Genomic DNA, 20,995 nt, shown 5'->3' on the forward strand with positions numbered 1-20,995 from the left:
CGCAAATGCTCCGACGGGTTCCGTGATATCAAAGATCAGTTTATTCGGCATGACCTGAGCCTTGGGCAATGGAACTACGTTGTTGACCCCAACGGGTTCTCTTGATAAAAGTGTTTAAGTTATTTTTGAATCGTTACTAATTTAGAAAAGTCTCAAAAAAGGACGTGACGGTCTTAGTCTCTTATGAGACTATTGCCCGTCAACGCCTTCTTTCTATTGCCGTCATGAAACCACTGCTCCTGCTGCGCCATCTGACCGCACTCTATGTCGAGGACGATCTCGTCCAGGGCACCCTGGTGCATGAATTACTGTTAAGTTTATTTAACGAAGTGCTGGTGGCGCAGAGTGGTGAGGCGGGGCTGCGGTTATTCGGGCAGAGGTCCATCCAGTTGTTGGTGACGGCCCTGAGAATGCAGGGGATGGGCGGTCTGGCCTTGGCCGCCGCCATTCGCGGGCGCGACCGCACGCTGCCGATCCTCATCACCAGCGCCTCCACCGAGACCGCCGATCTGCTGGCGGCGAACCGGCTCCAGTTGGTGGATTATCTGGTCAAGCCGCTGGCACTGGAGTTGCTGAAGGCGGCGCTGGAGCGGGCGGCCCTGGGGCTGCTCGCCGAGGGCCGGGTGTTCGTCCGGTTGGATGCCGACACCACCTACTGTGCCGCCGACGGCACGCTCTGCCGTCTGGCGCAGCGGGTCGCGCTGACGGCCCGCGAACGGACCCTGCTCGACCTGCTGGCGGCGCATCGCGGGCAGTGGTTGAGCACGGAGCGGCTGCTGGCCGGGCTTTACACCGAGAGCGACAGCGGCAGCGAGGCGAGTCTGAAGAACCTGCTCCTGCGGCTGCGCCACAAGATCGGGGCGGACGCGATCCTCAATCGCTATGGCATCGGCTATCGGCTGGCTTGACCCCAGGCCGGATGTCCAGGGCAGGCGCCCATGGCAGCGTCCGCTCGATGAGGCTAGAAGCAGGCTAAATTTGGTACCACTGCCGGGCCGCACATCATGAAACTCTCCGTCAACATCAAACCGATCAGTCACCTGAAGGCACATACGGCCGCGGTGATCCGCCGACTCATGGATGAGCGTGAGCCGCTGGTGATCACCCAGAACGGCGAGGCCAAGGTGGTGATGCAGGACGTTCACTCTTACGAGGAAACCCAGGAAACGCTGGCGTTGCTGAAGATTCTCGCGCTTGGCCATCGCCAAGTCGAAACCGGTCGGGTGGAGCCGGCGCGCGCCGTCTTTGCCAGGCTGCGCGGGGCGGATTGATGCCTCGAGAGGTCTTTGTGACCGAGGATGCGACTCGCGATTTGTACCAAATCTTCGTCATCCTCTTCGACCGCCGGGCGGGTCAGCCGCCGATGGCCGAGCGTACCGCGAGCGAGGAGGTGCGAAGCCCCAGGGGCGGCGCATCGAGCTGATCCGCGCCTGAGCCCGAGACGATTCGCCGCCCTCGTGCTATGTTCTGCGGCCCGCGTCGCGCGTCACTCATGCCCTCAGGAGCCCACCATGCCCACCATCGGCACCCCCTTCACCGCCACCGCCACCCGGGTCCTGCTGTGCGGTGCCGGCGAGCTCGGCCGCGAGGTCGTCATCGAATTGAAGCGCTTAGGCGTTGAGGTCATTGCCTGCGACCGCTACGCCAAGGCCCCGGCCATGCAGGTGGCCGACCGCGCCTACAGCTTCTCGATGCTGGACGCGGCCGAGCTGCGGCGGGTGATCGAGCTGGAACGCCCCGACTACATCGTCCCGGAGATCGAGGCCATCGCCACCGATACCCTGGTGGCCTTGGAAGCGGAAGGCTTCACCGTGATCCCCACCGCGCGGGCGGCGCTGCTCACCATGAACCGCGAGGGCATCCGCCGACTGGTGGCCGAGGAACTGGGCATCCCCACCTCACCCTATCTGTTCGCCGACACCCCGGAGGAGTTCGGCACCGCGCTGGCCGACATCGGTCTGCCCTGCGTGGTCAAGCCGATCATGAGCTCGTCCGGTAAGGGCCAGAGCCTGGTGCGCTTCCCGCAGGAGATCGGCGATGCCTGGGAGTATGCCCAAGGCGGCGGGCGCACCGGCGCCGGCCGGGTCATCGTCGAGGGCTTCGTCCCATTCGACTACGAGATCACGCTGCTCACCGTGCGTCACCGCGACGGCACCAGTTTTTGTGAGCCCATCGGCCACCGCCAGGAGGACGGCGACTATCGCGAGTCCTGGCAGCCCCAGCCCATGACGGCGGCCGCGCTCGCACGTGCTCAGGAGATTGCAGAACAGGTGACGGCGGCCCTGGGTGGGCGCGGCATCTTCGGTGTGGAGCTCTTCGTGCGCGGCGATGAGGTCATCTTCAGCGAGGTCTCACCGCGCCCGCACGACACCGGCATGGTGACGCTGATCTCGCAGGATCTGAGCGAATTTGCGCTGCACGCCCGCGCCATCCTGGGGCTGCCGATCCCGGCGATCCGCCAGCTCGGCCCCGCCGCCTCCGCCGTCATCCTGGTGGAGGGCGAGTCCGACCACCCGCGCTTCGGCAACCTGGCCGCCGCCCTGGCCGAACCGGGCACCGATCTGCGGCTATTCGGTAAGCCCGAGGTCCACGGCCGGCGGCGCATGGGTGTGGCACTGGCCCGCGGGGCGGATATCGCCGAGGCTAAGGCCAAGGCACTCAAGGTGGCGGCGCAGGTACAAGTCAGCCTGGATTGAGCCTCAGGATCAGGCCGCATCGAACTGGACCACCACCGCCGTGACATTGTCACGCCCGCCGGCCTGACACGCGTGATCGACCAGGGACTGGGCGGCCTGGGCCGGCGCCCCGTCGGCCAGCACGGCGGCGATTTGGGCGTCGGTCAGTTCCTTGTCCAGACCATCGCTGCACAGCAGGTAACGGTCGCCCGCACGCAGTGGGGCGATGAGTGTATCGATCTCCACCTTGGTGTCGGCGCCGATCGCCCGTGCCAGCACGTTGCCATAAGGATGGTTCTCTGCCTGCTCGGGGGCCAGGATCCCTTGGTCGACCATGGCCTGGACCTGGGTGTGGTCGCGGGTGACACGCGTCATGACGCCGGCGCGCAGCCGATAGGCGCGACTGTCCCCCACCCACAGGATGCCGCAGTGATCGCCGACCGCGACCAGGGTAACGATGGTACTGCCAATCACGTCGCCGCCGTCGGCGGCCGACTCGTCGGCGAGTTGCCGGTTGACCGCGGTGAGCACCTCCCGGATCGCATCGGCCGCCGCCCCCAGTAGCCGCGGGCGCGGCAGCGTCGCGAGCGCCTCCACCAGGGTCCGACTCGCCCGCCCCCCATCGCGGTGCCCACCCATCCCATCGGCGACGGCCCATAGCCCCAGGTCGGGGAGGTCTAAGAAGGCATCTTGATTGACGGTGCGGCGCCGGCCCGTATCGGTGGCGCCGCCCGAGGTCCAGCGATAAGTCGTATCCATCTCAGACCTCCGGTGCGCCGGGTGTCGGCCCGGCATCGAGTTGACGCCAGCCATGGCCGGCCCAGTCGCCGCTCAAGAGTGCGCTGAAGCCCTCCGGCGGCGGCAACCCCTGGCAGGCCAGGAGCGAGGGGGCGACCCGGTCGGAGCCCTGGCTCCACCACAGGCTATAGGCGAGGAAGACCTGGTCGAGTGCCTGGGCCAGGAGCGTATCGCGGGCGCCCGCGAGCCCGCCGCTATGGGAGATGCCGAGGTGCCAGGCATTGGACCGGCCGGAACCGGCCGGCGGGCAGGGTGTCGGGGCCGCGGCGGCGGGGGTGCCCAAGGCCAGCACCTGGGCGTCGAAGGACTCCAGCGAGAAGGGATCGACCAGCCCGGAGAGTGCCAAGACCTCGGCCTGCTCAAACCAGTCGGCGGCACTCAACAGGTCGCAGGGGTTGGTACCGATCGGCAGGGGAACGGCCAGGGTGAGTGGGAAATAACGCCCGACCCGATCCACGCTGGGCATCAGCACCCCGGCCCAGCCGCGCTGCCCTGCCACCCCGGGGCTCAACACGAAACGCCACAAGGGGCTGGTCAGGTATTGGTCGAGCCAGCCGTCGCCGAGCTGCGCCCGACTGGCGGCCAGCGACTCCTGCAACCATTGATCCCAGGGTTCGATCAGTTCAGTCGCCAGGCGGCGACTGACAAAGTCGCCCAGACTCGGGAACTTACCGTAGAAACCGGTGGTACCGGTCGGACTGTTCATAGCCGCTCCGGGCAGCTAAAGCCGCGCAGTTCTTTGAGATCGCCGAAGGGGTTACGGACGCTGGTGGCGCGCAGCTCGAAGCTCGCGGCAAACCCCGCCAGGGAAAAATTGAGACGGAACAGTTCCGGCTGCTTGGTGGCTTGCAGACGCGCCCGATCCAGGACCCGGAACCAGGCCCAGTCGCCGGTCTCGGTCTGGGCCGGGGTCTTGCCGTCCACCCCGGTAAAGGTCAGACGCACCTGCCCAAAGCCCTCGGGTGCCGGCCATTTTAGGGTCTGGGGGCGCAGTGGGCCGTGGCTGTAGTTGAGCACCTGACCGCCCACATCCAGGGTGACCTGCGTGGCCTCATCGCTCAAGCTGATCGGCGTGAGCGCGAACTCCACCGCCGGGGCCTTGCCGCCAGCCGCAAAAAAGGCATCGCGAATCACCCCGGCGGTCTGGAACTGGGCCAACACCGAGTTGGGAATCCCCAGGTCGGAACTGCGCCAGCGCCAGGGCCGACGGGAGCTGTCCACCAGCGGCGCCAGGTGCTCCTTGAAGAAGGCATCCAGCAACCCGCCGGGGCCGAATAACCTGCCGAAGTCGGCCAGGGTGGTGTCGCGCGCGCTGCCCGACTCGAATGGGTAGCGACCCTGGATCGCCTCCCGACAGAAACGCAGCGGCTCGGCGGCCCAGAGGTTGTTCAGGCGGACCCGCTCCCCCCCGGCCACCAGGGTGGCGCTGTCGTCGGCCAGGGTGCCGAGCAGCGCCTGCAACACCGGGGGGGCGGCGGCGGCGGCCTCTTTGGCGGCCTTAATCTCCTTGCCGGTGCCGGCGGCCAGGCTGCCCTGCCCGCTGGTGGCCGCGGCGTCGGCCGCCTTGAGTTGGACGCCGAGCTGGTTGACGGTCTCCAGGACCCGATCGAGCGGCGCGCGTTTGTCATCGCCAGCGCGCACCAGGTCTTGCAACCAGGCGAAGTGCCGAGTGACCGCGCTCTCCGGTGCCTCGACCCCCGGCGGGCGGGGCTCCTTGAGCTGATCCCCGAGGCGCTTGCGCAGGTCATAGGCGGCCACCCCCGCCACCCCCCCAATACTACCCGCCGCCCGGTCGGCGATGCTACCGGCCACGGTCTTGCCCACACCAGCGGCGATACCGCCGGCGGGGCCACCGGCCGGAGCCGCCACGCGGTCGAGCTCGGTCTCCCGGGCGGCCGCGGCGAGCACCTTGCGCAAGGGCGAGTCGTCACGGCTCGCCAGGGTCTCGGCCACCTTCGCGGTATCCCGCAGGTCGCGCGGACGCACCAGCGAGAGGTCGGCCAGGAGCTCGTCCCAGCGGTTGATGTAGTCACGCAGATACAGGTCGCGCACCTCCGTCGCCAGGGCCCGGGCCTCCGGTGTGCCGGGGATCACCTGCCCCTGCGGACCCAGGACCCAGTTCCCCTGCGCGGCGGCGACGATCAGGCCGATGAGCGCGTCGTCGAACTGCCGATGGTAGCCGTCGTAGGTATAGAGGGCGGGGATCCCCTGGCTGATGGGCTTGCCGCTGCGCCGGGCAAGGACCAGCGGGGCCCGGTCGCCGCCGGCCCGGCTGATGGTGAAGTCGGGCAGACCGGCACCCACCCCAGAGTCCTTGAGCCGTTCATAGAGCCGGGGCGCGAGCCGGGTCCCGCTCAAGACGTCCCGGGCCTGCCGGATCAGGTCGCCATCAAGGGCCAGGGGGAGCGGGGTCGGGCGGGTTTCCAACAAGGCGGCCAGGTGTCCGCTCAACTCGGCACGCTGATCGGCGGTGGTTTCGCGCGGCAGGCGCTGCGCCCAGTCCTGCTCGACCCAGGTCTTGACCAACGTCGGGTCGTAGTGTTGAACATCGTCCAGCATCAGATAGACCTGGAGTGCGTCATAGAGGCGCGGCGGGTCGCTCATGGACTGGCGCAACTGCGCTTCCAACTGGAGGGTGATCGCCGGCAGCAGGGTCTTGTGCAGGATGCGCAGGTAGCTGCGGCTCGCCTGGGAACCGAGCTTGTCGCGTTGGGCAAGCCCAAAGCCCATGCGCCACGGGGTGCCCGAGTCACGCTCCGCATAGCCCCCGGCGATCTGCCGGGCGGCATTGAGCAGGGGCAGCTCGGCGAGGAGTTCGCGCCCACTGGCACCCCCGACGCCCTTGAGCGCATCGATCTGGGTCTGGATGGCGGCGACCTGCCCGGCGACCTCGCCGACATAGGCGCGGTTACCGAGATAGCTCAGGGTCCAGGCGCCGACCACACTCAAGGTCAGCAGGCCGACGCCGGCATAGGCACCCCATTTCAACCAGCGCCGACGTTGTTCCAGACGCGGGTCGAGCCCGGCCAGCGGCGCCTCGGGAAAGATGACCTCACGCAGCAGACGGGTGACGAAGAAGCTCTTGGCCGTCCCCCGGAAGGCATCCAGTCCCTGGCGGCCCAACCCGAAGTTGGCGGCGATACCCGAGAGCACCCGGTCGATGGGGGTGCCGGTCTGAGTGCCGCTGGTGAAATAGACCCCGCGCACCAGCGGACGCGCCTCGTAACGGGTGGCATCCAGACAGTCGTTGACAAACGACTCGATGGTCTCGCCCAAGGAGCCGAACTGGCGCGGAAAGCTGAAGACCAGGCCGCGGCGGCGCGGGTCGCGCTCCGCCTGCAGCCGCGCCAGCAGGTGCTGGTCGAGCCGCTGGACCAGGGCGCCTTGCTCGGCGCCGAAGCCCGCCAGGGCGGACGGGGCGTCCGCAGCGGCGTCGAAGGGGAAGGTCATGCCCCAGACCTGTTCCCCACCCTCACGCCCCAGATCGGCGAAAAACTCCATGAAGCCGGCCACCAGGTCGGCCTTCATGAAGATCACATAGATCGGGAAGCGCAGACGAAAGGTGCTATAGAGCTCCTGGACGCGGCTGCGGATGGCCTGCGCGTGGGCGTCGCGCTCAGTCGGGGACCACTGCATCAGGTCCGCCAGGCTGATCCCCAGCAGGACACCGTTGATGGGCCGGCGCGGCCGGTGCTTCTTCAGCAAACCCAGGAAACCGGTCCAGGCGGCGCTGTCGACCTGGGCATAGCTGTCCTGAGTGGTGTAGCGCCCGGCGGTGTCGAGCAACACCGCCTGATCGGTGAACCACCAGTCGCAATTGCGGGTGCCGCCGACCCCACCGACGGGTCCCTGCCCCAGGCGTTCGGCGAGCGGGAACTTGAGCCCCGAGTTGACCAGCGCGGTGGTCTTACCGCAGCCCGGGGGGCCGATCAGCAGATACCAGGGGAGCTGGTAGACCCAATGGCCCCCAAGCCCCTTGCGCCCCTCGGTGCCCTTGAGCAGGGTCAGGGCCTCGTCGAAGCGGCGCTGCAAGGTCGCCATCTCCTCGGCCGTGGCCTGGTCCGCCGGGTCCGGCGGGGCCGCCGCCAGTTGTTCCACCAGCCGGCGGTTGCGCCGCCGCGCCAAGATCGTCGCCCCGATCTGCCACAGCGCCCAGAGGACGAAGAGGGTGCCGATCACCCACCAGCGCCGTGACTCGGGGTCCAGCGGCACACTGCCGGCAACGCCGATCAGGGGGCCGACGAACCACACCAGGAGGGCCAGTGCAATCGTCCCCAGGAGGCTGAGGAACCAGCGTGCCTTGAGAAATCCAAAGAAACCTTTCATCGCCTCGCCCCCGCGGCATCGCGCATGGATTGGGGTTCGGGCGGCTGTAGGGTGATCTCCACCCGCCGGTTACGCGCATCGCGTGGGTTGTCCGGGACCGCCGGTTCGCTATCGGCACGGCCCTCCGCGGTGAAGCGCGCGGGGTCCTTGGCGATGGCGGCGAGCCGGCCGGCCACCTCGTTGGCCCGCGCCTGGGACAGCTCGAAATTGGAGGGGAAGCGCAGCGAGCGGATGGGTGAGCTGTCGGTATGGCCAGTCACCAGCACCGGTCCGGGGAGGCGTGCCAGGGCGGCACCGATGCGCTCGATCAGCGGCTCGACACTGGGGATCAGGGTCGCCTGGGCGGAGCCAAAAAGCCCCTCGCCGCGGATGATCACGGTCTGTCCCAGGGGCCGGTCGTCCACCGCGAGCCGACCGGCCGAAATGTCGTCGGCCAGCAGGATGCGCAGGGTCAGCGGGGCCGGGCCGGAACCCGGTTCGGCGACGGACGCCACCGGCGGCGGCGCGGTGCGGGGGCGATCGGTGGGGGCCGGCAGGCTGCGTTCGAGCCCGGCCAAGGACAGATAGACCGGGTCCGAGTCCCGACTGAGCGCAAAGAGGTAGACGGTAAAGAGCCCGAGCAACAGGAGCGCGGCCACCGCGGACAGGACCCACAGTGGCACCTGCTGGATCAGCGGGTCGCGGTGTGGCGCCACGCCGCGCCAATGGGGTGAGAGCTCCCGTTCCGGGTCCCCGCGCTGGGTGCGAATGCTCTGGTACAAATTGGCGCGCACCCGTTCGAGCTGGTCCCGGCCACCCTGGAGACGCCGATAGCGACCCTCGAAGCCCTGGGACAGGCACAGATACATCAACTCCAGCAGGTGCAGGTTGCCCGCGGGATAGGTGAGCAGCCGCTCGAGCGCGTCGAAGAATTTTTCCCCGCCCCAGGTCTCGTTGTGGAAACTCACCAGGAGCCCCTTGGTGGCCCAGATGCTCTGGCTGCCCCACGGGGTATCCAAGATCGCCTCGTCCAACAGGGCGCACAGGACATAGCGGGCCGGCGCGACCACCGTCTCCAGCAGGCCGCGACCGCGAGCGCAGGTCTCGAACTCCCGCACCTGGCGCACCAGGCGCTCACGCAACCCATCGGGATCGCGGTGGGAGACACTCCCGCGCAGTTCGCCGGCCACGCTCAACAGATCGCTGGCGCAGGCCACCAAAGGGTTATCGGTGGCGACCACCGAGGTGGGCATGACCGCGGCCGGGGCCGGGGCCGGGGGCCAAGGCGCGGCCGGCGGGGGCGGTGGGGACGGCGGCAACCCGGCGTCCCGGCGCGCTCCGGGGCGCGGCCGGATGACGGTGGCGCCCGCGTCAGGGGGTTGGAAGAAGGGGTCGTCGTTGGTCAAGGTCTACTCCCGGATCGCCCACAGTGCCAGCTCCAGCCCCGGGAACTCGCCGCCGATATGCAGCCCGACGCCGCCCCCGGCGGCCAATTGGGGCCAGAATTCGCTGGTGCGCTCCAGCTCGAAATAGTCGTAGCCGGCGTGATAAGGAATCTCCAGCGGGACCGTCGGCAGGGGGCGTATCGCGATGCCCGGCAGCGCCGACCTGACGAAATCCTGGATGCGCTCGATGGGCCCGATCTTGGACTGGGCGGGGAAGCGATTGCGCAGCGCCTGCGAGTCCATGTCCGCATGGACCGCGAGGACAAAGCGCGCCTGCTCGAGCAGTGAGCGGTCGGCCACCAAGGCCACCCGGAAGCCGTATTTGCGCTCTTGAATCGGGATCTGGATGGCGCGCTCCACCAGTTCGCGGCTCAGATAATCGCGCAGGCACTCCATGAGCGGGGTAAAGCTGGCGTCCAGGTCGTCGTGGCGGTAGGGCGGGAAGTCCGGGGGCCGCTTGTTGTCCGCGGCATAGGTCGCGAGCTCCCCAGCCAGGGCGAGCAGAAAGCGGTAGAAGGGTTCCGGGTGCAACCCTTGGAGGCGGCCCAGATGGATGGCCACCGGTTCGCTGCGATTGACTAGTTGCAACATCAGAAAATCCGCCCAGTCCGAGACCCCGCCGCGCCCCACCCCGCGCACCCGCCCGGCACGGGCCTCGGCCTGACGGTGCAGCAGGCCGGCGACCTCTTCCAGAAAACTGGCGAGACGGGGGGCCGCGCTCAGGTCCAGACAGGACGGGCAATAGGTGTCATCGAGCTGCACCAGGAGGTCGGCGCGGCGCCCCAGGACCCGGGCAATGCCGCAACAGGCAAAGCCGTCGCGCGCATCGTTCTGGCGTAGCAGGCGCAGATCGAGCCGCCCCACCTCCAACAGGGTCTCGGTATCCGCCCCCAAGGCGCTGTCATGCACCCGCAGCTCCCCGGCGCGATAGCGCAACATGGTCTCCGGGGCCGTCGGTCCACCACTCTCCGCCGCCCCCGGCCGGCGCAGCGGCAGCGCCAGATAGATGGTTTGACCGGCGGCGTCGGCCTCCAGCAGCAAGGGCGCCGGCAGCGGATCGCTGGCGGGGGCATCGAAGGGCGTGCCATCCGGCAGCCGACCGGTACACTCGGTCACCGCCAGCCGGCCCTGGGCCAGCAGGTAGCGATCGATGGCGAGCCGCGTGAGGCCCCAGGGATAGGGGCAGCCGAGCCCCGCCTGGGACTCCACCAGGTGCTCCAGATAGCGGTCGTGTTGCTGGAAGTGGTGGGGCTGCAAGAACAGCCCCTCCGACCAAAGGACGCGATTGTCCTGGGCCATAGTGCCTCCTCAGCGCTGTTGGGCAGTGATCGCGGCCGCCCCGACGTCGATTTGAACGGTGTTGTCTTGGCCGGGTTTCAGGACCTCCAGGGCGCGCCAACTGGCCCGGTCGAGGTCGCGGAAGGCGCCGAGCACGCCCAAGTGGGTGGCCGCGGGATTCAAGGGCTGCACCAGCGAGCGCCGCTGCCCCGGGACCAGGGTAATCTCCTCGCGGGCGATCAGGTCGCCGCCCAGGGTCGCGGCCTCCTTGTCATAGAGGCTGAAGAAGTCCGCCGCCACAAAGCCCCCCTCAACCTTCAGTTGATAGATCCGCACCATGATCGGCAGGCCGTGGCCGCTGGGGCCCCGGTTGGCATCGGCGGCGGCCAGCACCTGTAGATGCAGCTGCGGCGGCGGTTTTTCCACCTTCGGCGCCGGCGGTGGCGCGCTGGCGCAACCGAGCAGCGCGGCCAGGCCCGCGGCCACCATTAAGGCACGGCCCGCCCGCTGCCATTGCCCTGCCGCTCGGTTCATAGTGTCACCCTCTTCGCCGTTGTTAGTCAGAGATTTACAGTGAACCATGGCGACTCCTAGCCGCTCTTGGCCGGCTGCCGACGGGCCTGCGCCAACCGCTGGATCTGGTCCTCGTAGGCACGGGTGAAGGCGTCGCCGAACAACTGCATGAAGTCATCCGCGGCATCCGCTGCCACCTGATCATAGGTCTCGGTGAAGAGTTCCCAATAGCGTGAGCGGCGCGCGATCGACAGGAGCTTGTCGAGCCCGGAGGCCGCGCCCAGGCGGCGCTCCAGCTCGGCCGGCTCGAACCGGGCCAGCAGCGCCCGCAGGGCCGCGCGCAGACCGGCGATCATCGCCATCTCGTGCGCCTGGATGTCCTCGAAGGCGCCCCGGGCCGCCTCCACGGCGGGCAGGAAGCCCGGGCCGGAGCGGAACAGCAAGCGCTCCAGGGTCTCGTCCACCCCCACTGAAAACTTGAAGGGGTTGTTCTCCGCCGCGCGGATGGTGGTGACCGCGAGGCGCAGTTCGCTCTTGAACTCGGCGCGGCTGCGCATGGTCGCGGTGAGACCCTCGGTCAGCGTCCGCATGAACTCTCCGACGTCGTACAAGAACTGATCGGGGTCCTTGATCGACTCGGAGCAACCGATCCCGAGCCCGGCGAGGAAGCAGCCGAGCCCGGTGTCCAGCGCCCGCTGGGCCGCCGGGGACCGGGAGACCGGGGCCGCGACCGGCGGCGGAGTCGGCGGAGTCGGCGGGGCCGGTTCCGCCGCGCCCTGGGACGGATGGGCCGGTCGCGGGACGGCCACCGGCGGTGCCGCAACGGGTGCAGCCGGCAACGTCGAAGGCTCCTGGGGAGTCAGGGAGGGCGCTGCGGCCGCCCGCTCCCGGGGCGGCGGCACGGGCGGCGCCGGGGGCACCGGCCGCGGCGGCTCTGCCGCCGGGTCGGCAAAGTCTGCGAACGGATCGCCGGCGTGGCTGCCCGGGGCGTCGGCGAGCAAATCATAGTCGTCCGGCACCAGTGGCGCGGCCGGCGCCGCCGCCGACCCCGCCGCCTGCGGCGGAGAGAAGTGGACATGCTCCAGCGGGGTGGGCCGGGGGCTGGCCAACGCCGCCTCGGCGGGGGTCGCGGGACCGCCCAGGAAGGGGTCCAGGGCCTGAGCATCGGCAAAGGGGTCCGACGCCTTTGACAGTGAGAATGCCCCAGCGGCCCGGGCTGAGGCCGGATCGGTGCTGGCTGGGGTGAGCAGGTCCATGATGTCCGGTGCCGCCCCCGGGCCCGGGCGTCCGGGCAGAAATTGATCGCCCAGGGGATCGAATGGATCGCCCTCCCCCACGGCGACCGCCAGCTCGTAGGGGCCGATGGCCAGGGTGTCGCCATCCGCCAGCCGCACCGACTGCTGGGCCGGCAGCCGCTCCTCGCCCCGATTGAGGAAGGTCCCGTTGGTGCTCCCCAGGTCAATCGCCCAGAGTGCGTCGTCGCGCCGCTCGAGACGGACATGGTGACCGGAGACGACCCGATCCGGGTCGCTCAACGACAGGTCGTTGCTCGCGCTACGACCGACAGTACAGCCCCCCTCGCCGATGTTGAGGCGCGTTGGGGTTGCCGGTGCCGCGCCCTGATAGCGCACGATGGTGATGCTGAACTGCATGCCGGGCCCTGACTCGTTGACGATGGGGACCGCTAGTATAACCGAGGTTACGGTTGGATTCGGGCCATGCCGACCGCAATCGCTTAAGTATCTAAAGGGTATTGACTCGATGGCGACACCCGCCCACTCGGCTACAATGCCCGCCACCGGATGCGCCACCGCCCCCTGGGCGCGGACACCGGGAGGTCCCAAGACAGGGCATTGGTCCGCACATGCAGGCACAAGGGGACAAATGAACAGTGATTCGACCAGGCTGACCGGGACCGGCGGCGCCGACCCGACGGCTGCCACCCAGTTGCCCGCCACGCCCCCGGGCCCGGCCACCACGGTCGCTGGGCCGGACCTGCCGCCCATGGCACCGCCGTCAGACCCAACCACGCTCGCCGGTAGCGGGGAGCCACCCCCGCTGCACGGCATCGCGCCCGGCACCCTGCTGGTGAACACCTATCGGGTCGAACGCCTGCTGGGCGGCGGCGGCATGGGCGAGGTTTACCTCGCCCGCCATGCCAAGCTCGGCACCCTGCATGCGGTCAAGGTGATCCGCCCCGCGATGGTCGCCAACCGCCAGGTCATGGATCTCTTTTTCCGGGAGGCCAAGGTCCTGCGCGGGGTGCGGCACGACGCGGTGGTGAGCTATGACGGATTCGTCCAGGACGCCGACGGGCGCGACTATCTGGTGATGGAGTTCGTGGAGGGGCACTCACTCGCGGAGCGACTGCGCCAAGGCCCGCTGCCCGCCGAGGAGGTCCTGACGTTGCGCGACCGGCTCGCCGCCGGACTCGCGGAGGCCCATCGCCGGGGCGCCATCCACCGCGACATTTCCCCGGACAATGTGATCCTGACGGGCGACCAGGTCGCCACCGCCAAGCTGATCGACTTCGGACTCAGCAAACTCACCGACCCCACCCAGGAGTCCATCATCGGGGACTCATTCGCCGGTAAATTCCGTTTCGCCTCCCCGGAGCAGTTCGGGATGTTCGGCGGACAGATCGACGGGCGCTCGGATATCTACAGCCTGGGGCTGATCCTGGCCGCCGCCGCCCTCGGGCGCCCACTGGACATGGGCAACAGTTTCGACGCCGCGTACCGTAGCCGCCAGAGCGTGCCGGACCTCACCCGGATACCGAAGCCGTTGCAACCCTGGTTGACCGCCATGCTGGAGCCCGACCCGGCGCGCCGACCCTTGAGCCTCGACGACCTGCTGCAACGCTGGCCGGCGCTCACCCAGGCGGGCGGGCCGCCGCGCGCCGCCCCCGGCCGCCAGCCCGGCCAGCCGGCGTCGCGGGGCCGATCCGGCCTGCTGCTCTGGGGCGGCGGGGCGGTGCTGGCGGCCGCCGCCGCGGGGGGGCTCATCTTCGTGCTGCGTCCATTGCCGCCGGTACCGCCCGGTCCCCAAGGCGGGCACACCGAGGCCCCTCCCCCCACGGCCGGCGACCCGCGACCCAGGCCGCCGGACACCCAGACCGGGGACATCGCGGCACTCACCAAGGCCGGCCGCTACGACGAGGCCCTACGATCGGCGCAAGCACTGATCGCCGCGCCACCCGCGAGCGGGTTGCCGACCGGCGCCTTGCTGCCCCTGGCTAAACAACTACAGACCGCCGGCCGCAGTGCGGACGCCTTCGCGCTGGCGGAGGCCCTGATCGGCGCCGGGGCCCCGCCGCCCACCGCTGACCTCTGGTCCCTGGCCCAGGACCTGCGCGCGGCCGGGCGTCTCGACCCCTACTTTTTCCTGGTGCGGACCCTGGCCAATCAGGACGACGGCCCCGCCGCCTTCGCCCTGGCGGAACTGTACGATCCGCTGCACTGGACGGCCGCCACCTCCCCACTGCCCAAGCCCCGGGCCGACAAGGCGCAGGAGTGGTATCGCAAGGCCCAAGCGCTCGGCGTCCCCGCGGCCGCCGCGCGCCTGGAGGCGCTCAAGACGGCACCCGGCGGGTGAGCGCTAGCGCGCGTTGACCAAGACGCGCCGGACCTCAAGCGGTTAGAAACGCGTCGCCAAGCCGGCGGCGCGCGGGACCCATAGCGCCAGTCCGGCTCTTTGCGCCATACATCTGGTAGTGCAGACTTTGTAGTAAAGTAATCTCCTCCCAAATCGCCGCGGGCCAGGGGCAGCCGGAAAGACCAACGCCCAACAGCTCCAAAAAGAATGCGGAAAATGCCTGGTGATCGCCCCAGATAGCGATCAGATAATCCAGCACCGCCGGTAAGTCCGTCTCGATTGCGCAATGGGTATCGCTAACGACTGTGCCAAGTGGTTTAGCGGCACCTGACGATCCAACAACAGCCGACGCACCAGGCACTTGGGGCAAGCGACCCAATAGCGAATCGATCAAGGGCGTGATGGCCTCCCGGGGATGCTCAAACTCCAGCGTCACGAGATGCATGCCGGACCCATCGAACCTGATGCTATGTGCCTTGTCGATATCGACAACGCGCGCCCTCAAGCGTAATTCAGGCAAATCATGGGGACCCGCCACCGCCAGGCTGATACTCTGATTTAGATCATACCCATCGACAGCGTGCAGGATGAATCGTCCGGCGGCGATCTGCTCCAACGTCTGCCGGAAATCGTCGAGATCAAAGACGGTGACTTGGACCTCGTGGAACAGGTCGGTGGACGCCTGGCGATCCGCAGTGCGGGCCTTTCCGCTAATCATTTTCAACAACTTTTCCAATCTCAAATGACTTTCGGGCATGAGATTGGAAAAGCGCACAACCAGCAGATATTGATTATTTGGTAACAGCGCCATACGCAAGACGGTGGCGTGAATCGAAATACGCTGATCGCCGACCCAGGGCAGAACGATCAGTACTGAATGAATTCCTTTTGGTAACGGTTGCGCCACCGTGAAAACCGCCCCACCCCAAGAGATCTCCTGATTCAGGACTGAGATAGATACATTCGTGCCGGGCAAAATCAGTTGAGCAGGGACCTGTAAGCGTAGCCGCTGGTGACGGCGCCGCTCTGTCGCCACTGAAATTTTCGGAGGTGCTTTCCACCCATCGACTTTGATCATTTTGCTGCTGCGGTATAGCATGACTGGCTAGCAGGCTGTCGGACTTAGTGATGCAACCGATTGAATGCAAAGAGTTTCCTCTTTTGCGCCAAAAAGTCGTTTTCCTGTTTAATCAATCGGTTACGCCATCAAGTCCGACAGGCTGCTAGGAGACGAGCCCCCAGCGCTAGGCTCAAGCGCGCGGCCAGTGGTCGAGCACGCAGCGCCTGCTGGGCGCGCTCTACGCGCAGAACGAGACCGGCAGCGCAGCAATTCCAAATTTGAAAAAATACGCCTTGTAAATCAATGAGTCGAATGTCGACGCAGAATCGCAGCAAGAAGCCTAACATTTTGTTTTATCTTGCATATCAGCTTTCAAATTTGGAACTGCTGCCGGCAGCGCGGCGAGCTTGAAAAATCCGATCCTGCGGCTGCGCCAAAAAATCGTGTCGGACGCGATCCTCAATCGGGATGGCATCTGCTATCGGCTGGGTTATGAGCGTGGGGCGTTAGCCACAACAGCGCCCACCCCCATTTGACGACCAGAACCACCGCGTCGGCGGATTGACGTACCCTTGCGCGCCGCAGAATCGCTGCAGGCACGAATCACCGCCATGACAATCATCAATACACCCCCGCGCGCCTACGCCCAGCGTTGGGCGCCGCGGCGGCGGCGGGTTTGCAGTCAGTCGAGGCGTTGTTCGCCCGGGCCGACCGGGCGCTCGATGCGGCCAAGGCAGCGGGCCGAGATCGGGTCTGCGTGGCGTGAAAGATCGTCCAGAGGGCGATTTTTCAAGGACTGTGCGAAAATCCCCGCCTGCCCCCCCTGATCCGCGTCGCCAACCCCGATGACTCCCCCTGTCGAACCCGAGGCCGCCCTGTCTTCACCCCTGACCCCGCCCCTGCCGCAGCGCCCCGGCGAGCGACTCCTGTGGGGCCGACTCCGCGGTGCCGCCCGGGCACTGGCGATTGCCGCGGCGGCACAGCGCCACCCCGGCCTGGTCCTGGCCCTGGTGGAGGACGTGCAGGCCGCGACCCGACTGCGCGATGCACTCGCCTTCTTTCTGGGCGATGGGGCAGACCAGGGCAACATCCCACTGCTCGGCTTCCCCGACTGGGAGACCCTGCCCTATGACGTCTTCTCGCCCCTACCGGAGTTGGTCTCCGAGCGTCTGCTGACCCTGCACCGCCTGCCGGGGCTCAAACGCGGCGTACTGGTGGTGCCGGTGGCGACCCTGCTCCAGCGCCTGCCACCGCGCGACTATGTTGACGGTCACTCGCTGGTGCTGGCCGTCGGCGACCGCCTGGACCTGGACGCGACCCGCCGCCGCCTGGAGCGATCCGGCTATTCGTGCGTCTCTCAGGTGATGGGCCACGGCGAGTTCGCAGTGCGCGGCTCGATTCTCGACTGCTTCCCGATGGGCAGCACCGAGCCACTGCGGATCGACCTGCTGGACGATGAGGTCGACACCATCCGCACCTTCGACCCCGAGACCCAGCGCACCCGCGAGCGCCTGACCCAGGTGCGGATGCTCCCGGCGCGCGAGTTCCCACTGAGCGAGGAGGCGATCTCCGGTTTCCGCCAACGCTACCGGGCGCTCTTCGCCGGCGACCCCCAGGCCAGCCTGATCTACCGGGAGGTCTCGGAGGGCCGCACCCCCGGCGGACTGGAATATTACCTGCCGCTCTTCTTCGAGCAGACCGCGACCCTCTTCGACTATCTACCGGACGGCTGCCTCGCCCTAGAGCCCGAGGGCTGCCGGGACGCGGGTGCCGCCTTTCTGGACGGCGTGCAGGCGCGCTATGAACAGCGCCGCCACGACGTGGAACGGCCACTGCTGCCGCCCACCCAGGTCTATCTGGAGACGGACGAACTGGCCCATCGGCTCAAGGGTCTCACCGGCGTGCGCTATGAGCGCTCCGAGCTGGACGAGCGGCGCAAGGGCTATGCGGAGGCCCACAACTTCGCCACCCTGGCCCTGCCGCCGCTCGGCATCCAGGCACGTGCCGCCCACCCGGCCCAGGCCATCCAGGACTTCCTGGCCATCCCGGGGCGGCGCGTGCTCTTCGTCGCCGAGGGCCTGGGCCGGCGCGAGATGCTCAACGACCACCTACGCGGCTTCGGTATCAACGCCCGCCCGGTCGCCGGCTGGGCCGCCTTCCTCAAAGGCAGCAACGCGGTCGGCCTCACCGTCGCCCCGCTGGAGCAGGGGCTGTGGCTGGCACACCCGGATCTCGCCATCGTCACCGAGACCCAACTCTATGGCGAGCGGGTGCGCCAGGACCGTCGCCGCCGCGCCCGGGAGCGCGACGGCGACGCCGTCGTGCGCAACCTCACAGAGCTCACCCCCGGCTCGCCGGTGGTCCATGAGGACCACGGCGTCGGGCGCTATCTGGGCCTGGAGACGCTCACCGTCGGCGGGCTCACCACCGAGTTCCTCACCCTGGAATATGCCAAGGGCGACAAGCTCTATGTCCCGGTCAGCTCGCTGCACCTGATCTCGCGCTACACCGGGGCCTCGCCGGAGAACGCCCCGCTGCACCGCCTGGGCGGCGACCAATGGGACAAGGTCAAGCGCAAGGCCGCCGAGAAGGCGTGCGACGTCGCCGCTGAACTGCTGGACATCTACGCCCGGCGCGCCGCCCGACCCGGCGTCGCCTTCCCGGCCCCCGGGGAGGAATACGCTGCCTTCGCCGACGCCTTTGAATTCGAGGAGACCCCGGACCAGCAGCGCGCCATCGAGGGCGTGCTGGTCGACATGGAGGACAGCAAGCCGATGGACCGGGTGGTGTGCGGCGATGTCGGCTTCGGCAAAACCGAGGTCGCCATGCGCGCCGCCTTCGTGGCCGCCAACGGCGGGCGTCAGGTGGCGGTGCTGGTGCCCACCACGCTGCTGGCCCAACAGCACTTTGAGAACTTTTCAGACCGCTTCGCCGACTGGCCGATCAAGATCGAGAGCCTGTCGCGCTTTCGCAATGCCAAGGAGCAGAAGGTCATCCTGGACGGCCTGGCCAACGGCACGCTCGACATCGTCGTCGGCACCCATAAGCTGCTCCAGCCGTCGGTGAAGTTCAAGAATCTGGGCCTGGTGATCATCGATGAGGAACACCGCTTCGGGGTACGCCACAAGGAGCAAATGAAATCCCTAAGGGCTGAGGTCGACATCTTGACACTCACCGCCACCCCCATCCCGCGCACACTCAATATGGCAATGTCGGGCCTGCGCGACCTCTCCATCATCGCCACCCCGCCGGTGGAGCGGCACCCCATCAAGACCTTCGTCAGTCCCTGGAACGATGCACTCATCCAGGAGGCCGTGCAGCGCGAACTAAAACGTGGCGGCCAAGTCTATTTCCTGCACAACGAAGTCGAGACCATCGAGAACCAGGCGCAGAAGCTGGAGGCGCTGATCCCGGAGGCGCGGGTGCAGATCGCCCACGGCCAACTGCGCGAGCGCGACCTGGAGCGCATCATGCGCGACTTCTATCACCAGCGCTTCAACTTGCTGGTATGCACCACCATCATCGAGAGCGGTATCGACGTCCCCAGCGCCAATACCATCGTCATCAACCGCGCGGACAAACTGGGGCTGGCGCAACTGCACCAATTGCGCGGCCGGGTCGGGCGTTCGCACCATCGCGCCTATGCCTATCTGATCACCCCGCCGCCCAAACAGATGACCGAGGACGCCAAGAAGCGCCTGGAGGCCATCGAGTCCATGGAGGACCTGGGCGCCGGCTTTACCTTGGCGACCCATGATCTGGAGATCCGCGGCGCCGGTGAACTCCTGGGCGATGAGCAATCCGGCCAAATCCACGAAATCGGCTTTTCGCTCTATATGGACCTCTTGGAGCGGGCGGTACAGGCACTCAAGGCCGGCCGCACGCCCGAACTGGATCGCCCCCTGGACCACGGCGCCGAGATCGATCTGGGACTGCCCGCGCTGCTGCCCAGCGACTACCTGCCCGATGTCCATACGCGCTTGGTCATGTACAAACGCATCGCCAACGCCAAGGACCAGGAAGCGTTGCGCGAGATCCAGGTGGAAATGATCGACCGCTTCGGCCTGCTGCCCGATCCCGCCAAGAACCTGATGGCGATTACCGAGATCAAGCTCACCGTGCAACCCTATGGCATCAAAAAAATCGAGGCCGGCCCGGCGGGCGGGCGGGTGATCTTCGGCAGCGACACCAAGGTCGATCCCAAGCGACTCATCAAACTCATTCAGACCCGACCCAAGGAATACAAGCTCGACGGCGGGGACAAGTTGCGGTTCTTCCGGGACCTCTCCGATCCCACCCAGCGCATTGAGCAGGTGGGGCGGGTGGTGGAGCAGTTGGTCGGCTAGGCAACTGGAGGTCGAGGCTTCAGCCGGTCGACATCCGACCCAGACGGGGTACAATCACCCAATCAGCCCATTCCCAAGCGAGTCAGTCACATGAATCCCTTGCAGATCGAGGATCGTGGGTTGTTGATCCCACCGGAGTATCTGGCCGGCATCTCCCGCCAGGTACGGGTGCGTCCGATCCGGGGCGGAATCGTCGTCGAATCGGCCGATCAGGCCGAGGCGAGGGACGCACCGCACTCCATGGTCGAGCGGCTGCGCGCGGTCGCCGCCGATCATGTGCCCGAGATCGCCGGCTTGGTCGACGATATCCCCGACGAGACGCTACTCGCGCTGAAGTTGTCCGACGACGCCGCCGCCGCGGAGATAACCCTACGAGCTTGGTCGTTTGTCTTCCGGCGCGGCAGCACGGCTGGCGGGAGTAGCACGGGTGCAGTTCCTGAGCAAGCTGGCCGATTACGGTGTGGACACCTTCTGCCTCTCCAAGGAAGAACTAAAGCGACAGACCCACCTTGCGTGATGTCATCTGCAACACCTCGCCGCTCCAGTATTTGCACCAACTCGGGCGCTTGGACCTGCTACCAAACCTGGTGTCGCGGGTCGTGGTTCCGACGGCGGTGGCCGCCGAATTGGCCGAAGGCCGGCGGCTTGGCCTGGATCTGCCGGTGCCTGAGAACCTCCCCTGGGCGGATCTGCGTGAAGCCCCCGTCGCGCCGCTCTTATCGTTGGTCGCGGCGCTCGGCCCCGGCGAAACGGCTGTGCTTGGCGCACCGACACGTCCCCAAGGGTACCCGCCGATGCGACTCTCTCCCGAAGATATCGCCGCCATCCGCGGTCTGGTTCAGGCTCTTTGGGATCTCAGTAGGTCGGCATATTTATAAATTACATGATGTTATGACGACATGTAGGGCGTCATAGAGTCGCATAACGAGCCGCATCGACAAGCCCCTGACAGGGCTTGGAGCGATTACTGCTCTGCCGAAC

Annotated in this window: 15 protein-coding genes and 1 pseudogene; 8 read left to right on the forward strand and 8 right to left on the reverse strand. The window is 67.4% G+C overall.

Annotation, left to right across the window (positions count from 1 at the left end; genetic code table 11):
• Positions 1-224 precede the first annotated feature (224 nt).
• From QZX93_RS19950 to purT, 4 genes are all read left to right on the forward strand, one after another.
• Positions 225-908, forward strand: a complete 684-nt coding sequence (locus QZX93_RS19950; RefSeq protein ID WP_295391094.1) for a response regulator — start codon at positions 225-227, stop codon at positions 906-908.
• 96 nt (positions 909-1,004) lie between these two features.
• On the forward strand, positions 1,005-1,271 hold the full coding sequence (locus QZX93_RS19955; protein WP_295391096.1) for a type II toxin-antitoxin system Phd/YefM family antitoxin: 267 nt from the start codon (positions 1,005-1,007) through the stop codon (positions 1,269-1,271).
• Entirely contained in the window at positions 1,271-1,423 is a 153-nt protein-coding gene (locus tag QZX93_RS19960; protein WP_295391097.1) for a hypothetical protein, read from the forward strand. The genes QZX93_RS19955 and QZX93_RS19960 overlap by 1 nt, the downstream gene beginning before the upstream one ends.
• Before the next feature lie 88 nt (positions 1,424-1,511).
• Positions 1,512-2,696, forward strand: coding sequence for a formate-dependent phosphoribosylglycinamide formyltransferase (gene purT, locus QZX93_RS19965; RefSeq protein ID WP_295391099.1), 1,185 nt, complete (start codon positions 1,512-1,514; stop codon positions 2,694-2,696).
• Positions 2,697-2,705: 9 nt separating this feature from the next.
• Here purT and QZX93_RS19970 read toward each other — a convergent pair whose 3' ends face one another.
• Genes QZX93_RS19970 through tagH form a run of 7 tightly spaced genes read right to left on the reverse strand, consistent with a single transcriptional unit; the run spans position 2,706 to position 12,666 of the window.
• Entirely contained in the window at positions 2,706-3,434 is a 729-nt protein-coding gene (locus QZX93_RS19970; RefSeq protein ID WP_295391101.1) for a protein phosphatase 2C domain-containing protein, read from the reverse strand.
• Position 3,435: 1 nt separating this feature from the next.
• Positions 3,436-4,179 carry a type VI secretion system-associated protein TagF gene (tagF, locus tag QZX93_RS19975; protein WP_295391103.1) on the reverse strand — a complete coding sequence of 248 codons (744 nt, stop codon included), beginning with the start codon at positions 4,177-4,179 and terminating at the stop codon, positions 3,436-3,438.
• Positions 4,176-7,799 (reverse strand): type VI secretion system membrane subunit TssM, encoded by a 3,624-nt coding sequence (tssM, locus tag QZX93_RS19980; RefSeq protein ID WP_295391104.1) that lies wholly within the window; start codon positions 7,797-7,799, stop codon positions 4,176-4,178. The genes tagF and tssM overlap by 4 nt, the downstream gene beginning before the upstream one ends.
• A complete protein-coding gene (gene icmH / locus QZX93_RS19985) occupies positions 7,796-9,184 on the reverse strand; it encodes a type IVB secretion system protein IcmH/DotU (RefSeq protein WP_295391106.1) in 1,389 nt (462 codons plus the stop codon). Before icmH ends, tssM begins: the two co-directional genes overlap by 4 nt.
• Before the next feature lie 3 nt (positions 9,185-9,187).
• Positions 9,188-10,522, reverse strand: a complete 1,335-nt coding sequence (tssK, locus tag QZX93_RS19990; protein WP_295391108.1) for a type VI secretion system baseplate subunit TssK — start codon at positions 10,520-10,522, stop codon at positions 9,188-9,190.
• A gap of 9 nt (positions 10,523-10,531) precedes the next feature.
• Positions 10,532-11,035 carry a type VI secretion system lipoprotein TssJ gene (tssJ, locus tag QZX93_RS19995; protein ID WP_295391110.1) on the reverse strand — a complete coding sequence of 168 codons (504 nt, stop codon included), beginning with the start codon at positions 11,033-11,035 and terminating at the stop codon, positions 10,532-10,534.
• Between the two features lie 56 nt (positions 11,036-11,091).
• On the reverse strand, positions 11,092-12,666 hold the full coding sequence (tagH, locus tag QZX93_RS20000; protein ID WP_295391112.1) for a type VI secretion system-associated FHA domain protein TagH: 1,575 nt from the start codon (positions 12,664-12,666) through the stop codon (positions 11,092-11,094).
• A gap of 232 nt (positions 12,667-12,898) precedes the next feature.
• Here tagH and QZX93_RS20005 point away from each other — a divergent pair, with 232 nt between their 5' ends.
• Positions 12,899-14,608, forward strand: coding sequence for a protein kinase (locus tag QZX93_RS20005; RefSeq protein ID WP_295391114.1), 1,710 nt, complete (start codon positions 12,899-12,901; stop codon positions 14,606-14,608).
• A gap of 34 nt (positions 14,609-14,642) precedes the next feature.
• Here the strand turns inward: QZX93_RS20005 and QZX93_RS20010 are convergent, their stop codons facing one another.
• On the reverse strand, positions 14,643-15,686 hold the full coding sequence (locus QZX93_RS20010) for a PilZ domain-containing protein (RefSeq protein WP_295391116.1): 1,044 nt from the start codon (positions 15,684-15,686) through the stop codon (positions 14,643-14,645).
• 827 nt (positions 15,687-16,513) lie between these two features.
• Here QZX93_RS20010 and mfd point away from each other — a divergent pair.
• From mfd to QZX93_RS20025, 3 genes and pseudogenes are all read left to right on the forward strand, one after another.
• On the forward strand, positions 16,514-20,014 hold the full coding sequence (gene mfd, locus QZX93_RS20015) for a transcription-repair coupling factor (protein WP_295391118.1): 3,501 nt from the start codon (positions 16,514-16,516) through the stop codon (positions 20,012-20,014).
• A gap of 382 nt (positions 20,015-20,396) precedes the next feature.
• Positions 20,397-20,531, forward strand: a pseudogene (locus QZX93_RS20020) (UPF0175 family protein); the annotation flags it as partial.
• Positions 20,524-20,892: a hypothetical protein gene (locus QZX93_RS20025; RefSeq protein WP_295391120.1), complete on the forward strand. Its 369-nt coding sequence runs from the start codon at positions 20,524-20,526 to the stop codon at positions 20,890-20,892. The pseudogene QZX93_RS20020 and the gene QZX93_RS20025, both read left to right, overlap by 8 nt.
• The last annotated feature ends 103 nt before the right edge of the window (positions 20,893-20,995 follow it).

Source organism: uncultured Thiodictyon sp. (genome assembly GCF_903946935.1).
Taxonomy (GTDB): Bacteria; Pseudomonadota; Gammaproteobacteria; order Chromatiales; family Chromatiaceae; genus Thiodictyon.

Excerpts from the sequence above, each read along its gene's own strand:
- QZX93_RS19950 (WP_295391094.1), top strand. The coding sequence starts at position 225 with ATGAAACCACTGCTCCTGCTGCGCCATCTGACCGCACTCTATGTCGAG.
- QZX93_RS19955 (WP_295391096.1), top strand. The coding sequence starts at position 1,005 with ATGAAACTCTCCGTCAACATCAAACCGATCAGTCACCTGAAGGCACAT.
- QZX93_RS19960 (WP_295391097.1), top strand. The coding sequence starts at position 1,271 with ATGCCTCGAGAGGTCTTTGTGACCGAGGATGCGACTCGCGATTTGTAC.
- purT (WP_295391099.1), top strand. The coding sequence starts at position 1,512 with ATGCCCACCATCGGCACCCCCTTCACCGCCACCGCCACCCGGGTCCTG.
- QZX93_RS19970 (WP_295391101.1), bottom strand. The coding sequence starts at position 3,434 with ATGGATACGACTTATCGCTGGACCTCGGGCGGCGCCACCGATACGGGC.
- tagF (WP_295391103.1), bottom strand. The coding sequence starts at position 4,179 with ATGAACAGTCCGACCGGTACCACCGGTTTCTACGGTAAGTTCCCGAGT.
- tssM (WP_295391104.1), bottom strand. The coding sequence starts at position 7,799 with ATGAAAGGTTTCTTTGGATTTCTCAAGGCACGCTGGTTCCTCAGCCTC.
- tssK (WP_295391108.1), bottom strand. The coding sequence starts at position 10,522 with ATGGCCCAGGACAATCGCGTCCTTTGGTCGGAGGGGCTGTTCTTGCAG.
- tssJ (WP_295391110.1), bottom strand. The coding sequence starts at position 11,035 with ATGAACCGAGCGGCAGGGCAATGGCAGCGGGCGGGCCGTGCCTTAATG.
- tagH (WP_295391112.1), bottom strand. The coding sequence starts at position 12,666 with ATGCAGTTCAGCATCACCATCGTGCGCTATCAGGGCGCGGCACCGGCA.
- QZX93_RS20005 (WP_295391114.1), top strand. The coding sequence starts at position 12,899 with ATGAACAGTGATTCGACCAGGCTGACCGGGACCGGCGGCGCCGACCCG.
- QZX93_RS20010 (WP_295391116.1), bottom strand. The coding sequence starts at position 15,686 with ATGATCAAAGTCGATGGGTGGAAAGCACCTCCGAAAATTTCAGTGGCG.
- mfd (WP_295391118.1), top strand. The coding sequence starts at position 16,514 with ATGACTCCCCCTGTCGAACCCGAGGCCGCCCTGTCTTCACCCCTGACC.